Here is a 12037-nt window from a genome sequence, read left to right as displayed (position 1 = left end):
CTACCGCGCCGCCGGCGCCACCATGAACTCCCCGAACATCTCGCGCCGCGCGACCCACGGCGTCTGCTTGCCGTTCGAGGCCGCGCGCACCCGCTCGGTCACGTAGTCGACGAGCTCGTTCACCTCGATCGCGCCGCTGCGATCCCGATCGGGCGCCTCGCCGTCGAGCGCTTCGAGCAGCGCGCTCGTGAAGAGCCCGTGGCCGCCCTGGAGATCCTTCTGCTTCGGCGGCTTTCCCTCCCAGGCGAGCTCGAGCCCGCGGCTCGCCCCGCTCGCCCCGTCCGGCGGCACCTCGTAGCTGAACTGCGATCCACGGGCCGCCGAGAACACCAGGACCCCCGCGCGATCCCCCGCCGCGAGCTCCCGCGCGAGCGACTCGTTCGGCGCGACGACCTCCGTCGACACGTGCCCCGCGTGGCAGGCGTCCAGCATCATGAGCACGCGCCCGCGTGCTCCGCGCAGCGCCTTCTCGATGCGGTCCCATCCGATCCCGTGCTTGGTCGCGGCCTCGCGGGTGAACTCCGCCTGGCTCGTCAGGAAGAGCATCTTCGACTCGTCGAGCCGCGCCCCGTGGCCCGCGAAAAACACGACGGCGAGATCGTCCGAGCGCATCCCTGCGAGCCCCGCGAGCGCCTCGTCCACGCGCCCCACGGTCACCTCGTCGTCGAGCAGCGTCGTCGCCACGATGCGGCCGAACGGGCGGTTCGGGCCTGCCAGGCGCGCGAGCGACGCCGCGACCGAGCGCGCGTCGTCATCGGCGAAGTCGAGCTGCTGCTCGGGCGGCATGTTGGGGTAGCGGCTCACGCCGATCGAGAGCACGTGCAGGCTCGGCTTCTCGGCGAGGGGGGACGTCGACACGACGTCGAGCTGCTCGGGGTTGCTCGCGTAACCGGCAGCGTCGTACGCGACGAGGCTCAGGCGGTTTCTGCCCGCGTGGAGCGGCACGTCGAGCGAGACGCGCCCCTCCGCAGCGCACACGAGCCGATCGGCCGCGGGCTTGCCGTCGACGAAGACACGAACGCGATCGACACGCGAGTGGCTCGTCGCGACCACGTCGAGCGTGAGTCGGCCGTCCGTCGTCTCGATCATCCCTCGCGGGGCTGGCGCCTCGACGCGCAACCTCGGAGGCCGCGCGAGCGAGGCCGGCGCTGGCGCCTCCGCGCCGCCGAGACTCTGCTCCACGAGATCCGGCCGCTCGAACCGGGCGGCGAAGCGCTCGAACGAGAAGCCCTCCAGTGGATCCGAGAACATCCACGCGACGCTCCGCGCCCCATCGATGCTCGATCGATAGGCGCCCGACGGCGTCGCCGCCACCCACTCTCCGTTCGGCGTGGAGAGCAGCGTCATGACGACCTCGCCGCGCTCCGTGACGATGGATGTCGCGCCCCCGTTGCCGCTGAGGAGGAAGAGGTCTCGCTTCGCAGCCACGGTGATCGCAGAGATCTCGTTGTCCGCGAGCGCGAGGCGCGCCCGCACGGCGAAGCTCGGCGCGTCGAGCATGGCGGGCTTGAGCCCCCCGACGACGATCACGCCCTTGTGCCATCGCACCGCCCCGTCCGTCTCCGGCTTGTGCACGTTCCGCACGCGGCCCGTGCCGGCGTCGATCTCCATCAGCACGGATACGAAGTGCTGTACGCCGCCCTTGTTCGTCTCCAGCCGCCGCGTCGACACGACGAGCGTCTTTCCGTCGGGCGAGAAGGTGGCGTGGGAATGATCGACGTCCATCCCGCCATCCGGCCGCTTCGCGACGCCGAGCGGGATCGTCTGGAGCTTGATGGCCCAGTCGATCTTCCCCGTGTCCGTGCGCAGGGACGTGAGCGCGTCGCCGCCGCCCACGACGAGGTGCAGGCCGTCTTTCGAGAGCGCGAAGAACCTCGGATCCGACGCGAGCTTGGCGATGATGCGCCCTTGGGGGCGCGCGATCTCGCCGAAGGGGACTTTCGGCAAAGGCGGCATCGGCCCGCGGAGATCCCACCGCTCCACGGCCACGTCGTGTTTCTCCTCGACCACACGCGTCCCGCCCGGGCCCTTCTTGCTCGCGAGCTTCCGATCCGTCTGCACACGCACGGTGATGAGCTCCTCGCTCGTCGGCAGGAACTCCGTGAAACGCACGAACGCTCCGGACTGCATGCTCCAGCGGCGGAGGGTCTGTCCGCGCGCCGTCTCGCGCACGCGCACCTCGAAGCCGCCCGTCGTCGAGGCGAGCTGCTCGCCGTTCGGCGCGTACGACAGCGCGATGATCCGCCCCTGATCCCGCTCGCTCGGGGAGACGCCAGGCTTCGGCGTGCCGGTCCGTAGATCCCAGCGCGTGAGGTCGCCGTTGAACGCGCCCGTGACGAGCTCGCTCCCGTCGAGCCGCGCGGCGACCGACTCGATGGATCGAGGAAGCCCCTCGATCGTGCGCACCGCGCGCATCGTCCGCACGTCCCGCATCTCGATGCTCGTGCCCTCGGCGAGGTGGCTCCGGGCGGTCACGAGCGTCGAGCCGTCGCGGCTCGCGGCGACGAGATCACCCCGCAGCGGATCGTGCGTGGAGAGCGAGACGGCCTGCGCGTCGGGGAGGGTGAACGCCGAGGCGTGCCCGGTCATGAGATCCAGCGTCCAGAGCCGCCCGCCCGCCGCGGATGCGTCCTTGTATCGACCTGGAAGGACGCGCGGCGCGCCGCCCTTCGCGAGCGGGAACAACGTGATCGTTCCGCCGGCGCTGACCGAGACGACGACCTCGGGCGTGAGCGCGACGCGCATCGGCGTGTCCGCGAGCCCGCTCCCGAGCGGGAATCGATGCGTGACCGTGTCGGTCTGGACGTCGACGACGACGATCTCTCCCGGGTAGGCCGCCGCGACGCGCCGGCCCTCTGCGTCGTGCGTGAGCGCGAGCGCGCTCGAGGCCTTCACGCCGACGGCGATCTCCTTCGTCGGACGGCCCGTCTTCGTGTCGAAGAGCTTGAGTTTGTCCGTGGCCATGGCGAGCCACGTGCCGTCCGGTGAGAGCTGGAAGGCCCCGTGAAGTGGGAGCGTGGTGCGCGGGCTCTTCTGCTTGTCGAGGTCGACCACCTGCACCATGAGCCCCTCGGGCGTCCCGTCCGGCGCGTAGTACGCGAGGCGCTTGCCATCGGCGCTGATCGACAGGTCCTGCACGAAGAATCCGGCCGTCACGAACCTGGTGAGGAGGAGTCCCGCGCGGAGATCCCACACGCGCACCGTCCCGTCCTGCGCGCCCGACGCGAGCTTGCTGCCGTCGGTGCTCAGCGCGATCCGCTGGATCGGCCGCTCGTGACCGTTCTGCAGGAGGAACGTCGGCTTGCTCGGCGCGCGGTCGGCTGGAGGCGCGGCCTCCGGGCACGTGGGCAGTGGTGTGTCGGGGTCCTGAGGCGCCCCCGGGATTCGAGGCGCCGCCTTCGCCTGCGCGGGCTCTGCCGGAGGTCGAGCCTGGCGCACGGGCTGCACGGTCGTGTTGCAGCCGGCAGCGATGACGAGGGACGCGGCGAGCGCGCGGAGGACGTTTCGAACCGAGGGCCGGGCCACGGGCCCGAGGGTACTACCGCTCGCCGCGAGCGAATGACTCGAAGATGTCCACGTCGCGGGGCGAGCCGAGGACGAGCGGAACGCGCTGGTGCAGCTCCGTCGGCGTGATGTCGAGGATGCGCGAGGTCCCCGTCGTCGCCTTGCCGCCGGCGGCCTCGAACACGAACGCGAACGGATTCGCCTCGTAGAGCAGCCGGAGCTTGCCCTGCTTGCTCTTGCGATCGGCCGGGTAGGCGAAGACGCCGCCCTTCATGAGCGTCCGGTGCGCGTCGGCCACGAGCGAGCCGACGTAGCGCGCGCCGTACGGCCTTCCCGTCGCCTTGTCCTCCTCCTTGAGCCACGCGTTCCAGCGGCGCACCTCGTCGGTCCAGTACGTGCTGTTGCCCTCGTTGATCGAGTAGAGCGAGGCCCGCTCCGGCACGCGAATGTTCTCGTGCGAGAGGAAGAACTCACCGACCGTCGGATCGTACGTGAACCCGTGCACGCCGCCGTGCCCCGTCGTGATCACGAGCATCGTCGACGAGCCGTAAAGGATGTACCCGGCCGCCACGAGCTCGCGCCCGGGTCGCAGGAAGTCCTGCTCCGTCGCGCCTTCGCCGTCGGTCTCTTTGCGCAGCACGCCGAAGATCGTGCCGATCGAGATGTTCACGTCGATGTTCGACGAGCCGTCGAGCGGGTCGAAGACGACGAGGTACTTCGCGCGTCGATCGGTCGAGGTGATCCGGATCGAGTCGAGCTCCTCGCTGGCGACCGCGGCGCAATGCCTCCGGCGCCCGAGCACGCTGAGGAGCGTCTCGTTCGCCTCCTCGTCGAGCTTCTGCACGAGCTCGCCCTGAACGTTCGTCTGGCCCGTGTAGCCGAGCAGCCGCGCGAGGCCGGCGCGACGCACCTTCGCGGTGACGAGCTTCGCGGCGAGGCCGATCTGGTTGAGGAGCGACGTGAACGTCCCGGTCGCCGCCGGGAAGCCGAGCTGTCCTTCGAGGATGAAGGTTTCCAGCGTGATGCCGACGCGCGAAGGCCCTTCGGGCGGCGGGGCCCAGCTTTCTAGCCGCTTGTCCGAACTCGTGGTCATCGTGTTTCCCCTCGGGGGCCTGCCGTCTACCACGGCCCCCCACCCGACGTCGTCCGATTCCGGAGCATCGGTGTTCGTTGCGGAAGGGCCGCTCGCGGCCTAGCCTGCCGAACCGTGCCCGCGCGCCGGGCGAAACCCACCGGAGACGACCATGGCTCTCACCGATCGCGTCAAGCAGATCCTCTCTTGGTACTCCTCGGACAATCCCGGTACCCAGACGAACCTCGTGCGCCTCCTGAACCACGGCGCGCTCGCGGGTACGGGCAAGCTCGTCATCCTGCCCGTGGATCAGGGCTTCGAGCACGGCCCGGTGCGGTCGTTCGCGCCGAACCCCGAGGCGAACGATCCGGACTACCACTACCAGCTCGCGATCGACACGGGCTGCAACGCGTACGCGGCGCCGCTCGGCTTCCTCGAGGCCGGCGCCGCCAAGTTCGCGGGTCAGATCCCGCTCATCCTCAAGCTCAACAATAGCGACTCGCTCGGCAAACCGGAGCACCCGATCTCGGCCATCACGGGCTCGGTCGAGGACGCCCTCCGCCTCGGCTGCGTCGGCATCGGCTACACGATCTATCCGGGCTCCGGCGCTCGCAACCAGATGTACGAGGATCTCCGGGAGATCACGCTCGAGGCCAAGCGCAAGGGCCTCGTCGTCATCGTCTGGTCGTACGCGCGCGGCGCGCTGTCGAAGGCCGGCGAGACGGGCATCGACGTCATCGCCTACGCCTCGCACATCGCGGCCGAGCTCGGCGCGCACATCGTGAAGGTCAAACCTCCGACGGCGCACATCGAGCAGGACGAGGCGCGGAAGATGTACGAGAAGTACAACATCCCGATCGCGACGCTCTCTGAACGGATCCGCCACGTCATTCAGTCGACGTTCAACGGCCGGCGCGTCGTCATCTTCTCGGGCGGCGAGGCCAAGGGCGTGGACGCCGTGCTCGCCGAGGTGCGCGAGCTCGCCGCGGGCGGCTCGTTCGGCTCGATCATGGGGCGCAACGCGTTCCAGCGGCCCCGCGCCGAGGGCGCCGAGCTCCTCACGAACGTCATCCGCATCTACAAAGAAGCGTCCGCCGCAGGCCGCTGAGCGCACACGCGTTCCACGCGCCGGCCTTGCCGCAGCGCGGCGACGCACCCCGATGCGGCGCGCGTCACATGGGGTTTGGGGTGTAGCTCGGCTTGTCCGAGCGCAGCCCCAAGCGTCGAAGGGGTTTGGGGCGTAGCTCGGCTTGTCCGAGCGCAGCCCCAAGCGTCGAAGGGGTTTGGGGCGTAGCTCGGCTTGTCCGAGCGCAGCCCCAAGCGTCACATGGCGTGGTGCGCGCCGTCCATCCCCGTAAAACCCACGAGACGATCGGTCGACGTTGCCTGCGTCTCGTGATTAGATGCGCGCCCCGACCCCGAGGGGTCTCGCACGCAATCGTCCAGGAGAACGCATGTCCATCAAGCTTTCCGTCGTTTCCCAGGACCCGCTTCGGATCGACGCCGACGTCGCCGTCATCGGCGTGCCCGAGGGGGCCACGACGAAGGAGGGCATCCTCGCGCAGCTCGAGGGGGCGCTCGGTCCGGTCGTCTCCCGTCTCGTCAAACGCGAGGATTTCACGGGGAAAAAGGACCAGACGCTCGATTTGCAGACGAACGGCGCGCTCGCCGCGCACCGCGTTCTCCTGATGGGTCTGGGCAAGGCGAACGTCACCGACGTCGAGGTCCGGCTCCTCGCGGCGAAGGGCGCGCGGCTCGCGCTCGGCGGCAAGGCCGAGTCGCTCACGATCGCGCTGCCCGAGGGCGCCCTGCACGCCGCGCGCGCCGCGGCCGAGGGCGTGGTGCTCGGCGCCTACCGTTTCACGAGCTTCCTCACGGGCGATCGCATCCCGAAGACGAACCTCGCGCGCGTCACGCTCGCGACGGCGGGCCGCGTGAGCAAGGCCGATCGTGACGGCGCGGCGCTCGGCCAGAAGGTCGGCGAGTCGGTGTGCATCGCGCGCGACCTCATCAATACGCCCCCGAACGAGCTCTACCCCGAGAAGCTCGCGAAGGCGGCCGAGGAGGTCGCCAAGGCGAACGGCCTCGAGTGCAAGATCTTCGACAAAGCTCAGCTCACGAAGCGCGGCATGAAGCTCATCCTGGCCGTCGGCCAGGGCAGCGCGCGGGATCCGCGCCTCGTGCACCTCACGTACAAGCCCGCGAAACCCGCGAAGAAGAAGCTCGTCTTCGTCGGCAAGGGCCTCACGTTCGACAGCGGCGGCCTCTGCATCAAGCCCGCGCAGGGCATGGAGGAGATGAAGGGCGACATGGGCGGCGCGGCCAACGTGGTCGCTCTCATGGCCGCCGTCGCCGCCACGAAGCCGAACGTCGAGGTGCACGGCATCATCGGCTGCGCCGAGAACATGCCCGACGGCAACGCCTACCGGCCGGGCGACGTCTTCGGCTCGCTCGATGGAAAGACCGTCGAGATCATCAACACGGACGCCGAGGGCCGCCTCGTCCTCGCGGACTGCCTCGCGTACGCCCGCGCGCTCGAGCCCGATCTCATCCTCGACAACGCCACGCTCACCGGCGCGTGCGTCGTCGCGCTCGGCCCCACGGTCTCCGGCTTCTTCGCGAACCGCGAAGAGCTCGCCGATCAGTTCCGCAAGGCGGCGAAGGCGGCGGGCGAGTCGACGTGGCAGCTCCCGCTCGTGGAGGAGCTGCGCGAGGGCCTGAAGAGCGACTGGGCGGACATCAAGCACACCGCGGATCGCTGGGGCGGCTCGATCACGGCCGCGCTCTTCCTGCGTGAGTTCGTGGGCGATCGCCCGTGGATCCACGTGGACATCGCCGGCCCCTCGCTTGCGAACAAGCCCTACGGCATCTACCCCAAGGGCGGCACGGGCCATGGGGTCCTCACGTTCCTCCGGCTCATCGAAGAGCTCTCCTGAAATCCTCGCTGTGAACCTACGCCGCAAGCTCGCGCGGGCGATGTCCCGCGCGATCGCCGACTTCAAGATGCTCTCCGACGGCGACCGCGTCCTCTGCGCGGTCTCGGGCGGCAAGGACAGCTACGCGATGCACGACCTGCTCGTGGATCTCGCGCGCCGAGCCCCCGTGCGTTTCAGCGTCGTCGCGGTGAACATCGACCAGGGGCACCCCGGCTATCCGGGGCACCTCCTGCGCGACTACATGGCCTCGCGCGGGCACGAGTTCGTGATGATCAACGAGGACACGTACTCGATCGTCACGGACAAGATCCCCGAGGGAAAGACGTACTGCTCGCTCTGCTCGCGCCTGCGCCGCGGCATCCTCTATCGCATCGCGCAGGAGATGGGCTGTACGAAGATCGCGCTCGGTCACCACCGCGACGACGCGATCACCACCTTGATGCTGAACCTCGTCTTCGCCGGTCAGCTCAAGGCCATGCCGCCGAAGCTCGTCGCGGACGACGGCAAGAACGTGGTCATCCGCCCGCTCATCTTCTGCGCCGAGGACGACCTCGCGGCGTTCGCGGCCGAGGAGAAGTTCCCGATTCTGCCGTGCGACCTCTGTGGCTCGCAGGAGAACCTCCAGCGCAAGGCGATCAGCCGCTTGCTCGCCGACCTCGACGCGCGTTGCCCCGGCGCGCGCCGGAACATGCTCGCGGCGCTCGCCAACGTGCGGCCGAGCCACCTCTTCGATGCGGGCCTGTGGCAGAAGCTCGGCCTCGAAGTCGCGCGGGAAGAAACGGGCAGCGAGGCCTCGGCCGCGCTCGCCGGGGATGACGACGACGCAGGCGGCTTCGTTCCGCTTTCGAGGCTCTCCGATCGGAGTATCGTGTGAGCACGCATGTCGGATGATCGGGAGCAGCGATCGAGCGAGACCGACCACGAAGGGGCCCTCGCGGAGCCGCTGAAGGCCGCTCCGGCCCGCGCCCTCGCGCCCCAGGCCGAGGGGCCCGTCGCGCGTCTCGTCGCCGAGATCCGCGCCGGGGACTCCCCTGGACAAACCCTGCTCGCCACCTTCGTCGCCTGGGCGACCACCGTCGCGCCCGCCGCGCTCTCGCGCTCCGCGGCGCGCCCTGCCGCCTTCGTCGCGGTCGTCGGCCTCCTTGCCGGCCTCGCGGGTCCGCTCTTCCGGAGCAGCCGCCCGACCCTCGCGCGTCACGTCGGCATCACCGCGTTCCTCGCGCTCACGACGGGCGCGTGGCTGCTCGGATCGCCGGCGCTCGCGCCCGCGCGGCTCGATCCTCTACGCGCGTCGGTCGGCGCGATCGCGTGGGGCGCGTTCGCGCTCTCGTGGCGCGAGCGCTGGGAGACGGGCCCGTCGAAGCCCGAAGCCCCGCGGGATCCCGACGCGCCGCTCCTGCAAGCGCGCTCGACGTTGCCGCGGGGGGCGATCCCCATCGCGACCGTCGGCATCCTCGCGGGCCTCGTTTACCTCGTCCTCGCGTGGCACGTGCGTGATGGTGATCGCGCGCTCGCGGCGCAGGCCGTCGCGGTTGCTTGTGCGGTCGCCATCAGCGCGGTCGCGGCGATGGTGGCCGTCGATCGTGGCAAACGTTCGTCGAGGTCCTCGCGCCGCGTGACGCCTGCGGCTGGGAAATCGCTCCTCATGCTCGTCGTCTTCGTGGTGGCGGGGGTCGCCGTCGTCCTGATGCGCCGGTAGTCGCCTGGCGGACGAATCCAGGCGTTCGGTGGGGCCGCGGGGCATTCTCGGCGTCATTCGCCCATGTTCGAGAACGTTTCCGGACCGGTCCTGCCCCACAGGCCGGGCGCGCCGAGGTATGCTCCCATCGTGTCTCGCGCGATCGACGCCTTCGCGGTGCTCCTGCTCTTCGCAGCCGCTACCGCCTTTGGATTCGGCGTTCATGCGCTCGGCCAGCGCGACGACTTCAAGGCGGTCTACCTCCTCGTGATCGGTGGCCTCTCCTTGCGAGCGTCGACGGAGCTCTTGCGCCCGCGGGGGGGTGGATGAGCGTGCGCGCGGGCGTGCTGCGCGACGGGCTCGGGCTTTCCGCGCCGTGCCTCGTGTCGCTCGTCTCGCTCGTGGTAGCCGCGGCCGGATGCGGCGGCTCCGGCGGATCTTCGGGACCGCCGCCCGAGCGAGGCACGCTCGCCGCGGGGACCGTCGCGCGGGTCGGGCAGGAAGAGGTGAACGAAGGCACGGTGGCGCGCATCGCGGCGGCGCAGGGCGTCGATGTGGCGGCAGCGCGGGATCTCGCGATCCGCGACGCGCTCTTCGCGAGCGAGGCTCGGTCGCGCAGTGCGTCGAACGATCCCGATCTCGAGGGCCGTGTGAGCGCGTCGCTCGCGCGTCGGCTCTTGCATCAGCTCCTCGCGGAGGCGGATCAAAAGGGGCCGGTGACGGACGCGGAGCTCGAGCGCGTGATGGCGCGGCGGTGGATCGAGCTCGATCGTCCGGAGGGGTTTCGCACCGTGCATGCGGTCGTGCGGTTCGCCGAGAACGCGGATGCGGCGACGAAGAACCGCGCCGAGGCCGTGGCGCGTGCGATCCGCGAGGCGGTCCTGCCGGTCGCGGCGTCGGCGCGCACGATCGCGCGCCCGCAGCCGAAGCGCCCGTTCGAGGAGGTGAACGACCCGGTCGTCGCCTCGTTTCGAAGCGCCGTCGACGGCGTCGACAAGGATGGCTTCGAGATCGTCGTGGAGGCGCTCGCGCCGGTCACGGCGGACGGGCGCTTGATCCGGCCTGAAGGTGGGACGCTGGTGGAATCGTTTGCGCGTGCGGCGAGCGAGCTCGGGGCGCGCGGCGACACGAGCCCCCTCGTTCCCACGTCGTATGGCGTGCACGTGCTCGTCTTGCTCGAGCGCACGCAGGCGTCGGTCGTTCCCTTGGAGGAGCGACGGAGGCTCGTGCGTGACGAGGTCGTGTGGGGCCGCGCGAGTGCGGCGCGGTCGAAGCTCCTCGAAGGGCTGCGGCGTGATGTCCTCGTCGAGCGGAGCGCGGAGTCGCTCCTCGCCCTGGTCCCGATCGAGCGATGAGCGAACGCACGCGATCCCGCCGTCCTCGTCCTGCGCCTCCGCCGCGTGATCAGGAGGCGACGACCTTCACGACGATCCTCGAGCGTCTCGTGCAGGCCTTGCCTGGCGCGAAGGGCGCGGCGCTCGTCGACGCGGAAGGGGAGACCGTCGACTACTTCGGCCTCCTCGATCCGTTCGACCTCAAAGTAGCCGCGGCGCACTGGCAGATCGTGCTCGGTGAGCTCCGGGAGACGTCGAACTTCGCGTCGCCCAAGCAGATCACGGTCCGTGCGCGCGGCCGTGGGTACATCGTGCGGCAGCTTCCGGAGGGGTATGCCCTCGTCGTCGTGTTTCATCCGCTCGCGGCGTTCGCGGCTTCCAAGCGCACGCTCGAGGAGATCGAGGCGCAGCTCTACGCGGAGGCGGGCTGGGCGCGGCCGCAGGGCAGCACGAAGTGGTTCCGCGTCGACGTGGAGACGGCCCCGCCGGATCATTCGCGTCCGCGGCAGCTCCGGGCGGCGGGCGGCTGGCAGCCCATCGAGGTGATGGGGGCGATTGTGGGACTTCGCGGGCGGGAGAAGGGCTTTCGCGTGCGTTTGCCGAGCGGCGCGGAGATGCTCCTCGTGCGCGAGTGCCGTGGCCGCTGGTTTGCGGATGAGCACGTCGAGGAGCTCATCTAGACGTGGCCCGTTCGTCTTGGCCGGCGTTTTCGCGGAGAAACCGGCGGCAGGACAAGACGGACGGAAAAAAAACATGCTGGTTGTTGACAGGAGGGGAGGGGTGAGTAGAGTCCGCCTCCCCAACGCGACGGCGCTGCTGCCGCGAAGGGAGCTGCCGAGGGCCATCGCCCCGGTTCTTCAGCAAGAAGGAGTGAGTTTGGCTCTCTCCTTCGCCCCGCGAAAGGCGGGGAAAAGCGGAAGAGACGGGACGAAAAAAAGGCGACGAGGCAGTTGACAGGCGGAACTCGATGAGTAAAGTCCGCCCCCCTCGATGCGACGGCGCAAGCTGCCGCGGAGGGGCCGCCGAGGGCTATCGTCCCGGTTCTTCAGCTCGATAGGGCGAGGTTTGCCTCGCTCCTTCGCCCTCGCAAGAGGGAGAGGAAAAGCGGAAGAGACGGGACGAAAAAAAGCAACAAGGCGGTTGACAGGCGGAACTCGATGAGTAAAGTCCGCCGCCCCGACGCAAAGACGCCGCGATGAGCGGTCTCGAGCGAAGGGAGAGTCGGTCGAAAAAGAAAACGACTGACTCGAAAAAAAAAGGTTGACGGGACGCCGAAAGGCAACTAAATCAACCGACCTCGCCGAGACAAACGGCGTCGCGAAAGCGGCCTGGACGAACGGCGAGACGACAGAACGAAGGAATGGCAGGAGTATCTGCCGAAAGCCTTCGGCTCGGTCCTTGAAAACTGGATTGTACGCAACACGCAATAACGTGTGGTGACGTGGCCCTCGCCTTCGACCTGCGCAAGCACGGTCGAGGCAACACGTCATGCCAATGAGGCATGAGCCGTCAC

The 12037-nt window shown here is 69.5% G+C and carries 9 protein-coding genes; 7 read left to right on the top strand and 2 right to left on the bottom strand.

Annotated elements, in window-relative coordinates:
- Both QHF83_RS42405 and fbp read right to left on the bottom strand, forming a co-directional pair.
- A complete protein-coding gene (locus QHF83_RS42405) occupies positions 1-3525 on the bottom strand; it encodes a caspase family protein (RefSeq protein ID WP_282423794.1) in 3525 nt (1174 codons plus the stop codon).
- A 13-nt stretch (positions 3526-3538) separates the two neighbouring features.
- A complete protein-coding gene (gene fbp, locus QHF83_RS42400; RefSeq protein ID WP_282423793.1) occupies positions 3539-4597 on the bottom strand; it encodes a class 1 fructose-bisphosphatase in 1059 nt (352 codons plus the stop codon).
- Between the two features lie 151 nt (positions 4598-4748).
- Here fbp and QHF83_RS42395 point away from each other — a divergent pair, with 151 nt between their 5' ends.
- From QHF83_RS42395 to QHF83_RS42365, 7 genes are all read left to right on the top strand, one after another.
- A complete protein-coding gene (locus QHF83_RS42395) occupies positions 4749-5684 on the top strand; it encodes a class I fructose-bisphosphate aldolase (RefSeq protein WP_282423792.1) in 936 nt (311 codons plus the stop codon).
- Between the two features lie 346 nt (positions 5685-6030).
- A complete protein-coding gene (locus QHF83_RS42390; protein ID WP_282423791.1) occupies positions 6031-7512 on the top strand; it encodes a leucyl aminopeptidase in 1482 nt (493 codons plus the stop codon).
- A gap of 10 nt (positions 7513-7522) precedes the next feature.
- Entirely contained in the window at positions 7523-8386 is an 864-nt protein-coding gene (gene ttcA / locus QHF83_RS42385; RefSeq protein ID WP_282423790.1) for a tRNA 2-thiocytidine(32) synthetase TtcA, read from the top strand.
- Positions 8387-8392: 6 nt separating this feature from the next.
- A complete protein-coding gene (locus QHF83_RS42380; protein ID WP_282423789.1) occupies positions 8393-9211 on the top strand; it encodes a hypothetical protein in 819 nt (272 codons plus the stop codon).
- A 129-nt stretch (positions 9212-9340) separates the two neighbouring features.
- A complete protein-coding gene (locus QHF83_RS42375) occupies positions 9341-9520 on the top strand; it encodes a hypothetical protein (protein WP_272421154.1) in 180 nt (59 codons plus the stop codon).
- Positions 9517-10545: a peptidylprolyl isomerase gene (locus tag QHF83_RS42370; RefSeq protein ID WP_282423788.1), complete on the top strand. Its 1029-nt coding sequence runs from the start codon at positions 9517-9519 to the stop codon at positions 10543-10545. The genes QHF83_RS42375 and QHF83_RS42370 overlap by 4 nt, the downstream gene beginning before the upstream one ends.
- Positions 10542-11204: a hypothetical protein gene (locus tag QHF83_RS42365; protein WP_282423787.1), complete on the top strand. Its 663-nt coding sequence runs from the start codon at positions 10542-10544 to the stop codon at positions 11202-11204. Before QHF83_RS42370 ends, QHF83_RS42365 begins: the two co-directional genes overlap by 4 nt.
- The last annotated feature ends 833 nt before the right edge of the window (positions 11205-12037 follow it).

Source organism: Polyangium sp. 15x6, from assembly GCF_029960785.1.
Taxonomy (GTDB): domain Bacteria; phylum Myxococcota_A; class Polyangia; order Polyangiales; family Polyangiaceae; genus Polyangium.
Note: the sequence above shows the minus strand (reverse complement) of the source record. Positions and strands in the feature narration are given on the sequence as shown.

What these genes read in the sequence shown, in the direction of transcription:
- fbp (WP_282423793.1), bottom strand. Translation starts at nt 4,597, where the DNA reads ATGACCACGAGTTCGGACAAGCGGCTAGAAAGCTGGGCCCCGCCGCCC.
- QHF83_RS42395 (WP_282423792.1), top strand. Translation starts at nt 4,749, where the DNA reads ATGGCTCTCACCGATCGCGTCAAGCAGATCCTCTCTTGGTACTCCTCG.
- QHF83_RS42390 (WP_282423791.1), top strand. Translation starts at nt 6,031, where the DNA reads ATGTCCATCAAGCTTTCCGTCGTTTCCCAGGACCCGCTTCGGATCGAC.
- QHF83_RS42380 (WP_282423789.1), top strand. Translation starts at nt 8,393, where the DNA reads ATGTCGGATGATCGGGAGCAGCGATCGAGCGAGACCGACCACGAAGGG.
- QHF83_RS42370 (WP_282423788.1), top strand. Translation starts at nt 9,517, where the DNA reads ATGAGCGTGCGCGCGGGCGTGCTGCGCGACGGGCTCGGGCTTTCCGCG.
- QHF83_RS42365 (WP_282423787.1), top strand. Translation starts at nt 10,542, where the DNA reads ATGAGCGAACGCACGCGATCCCGCCGTCCTCGTCCTGCGCCTCCGCCG.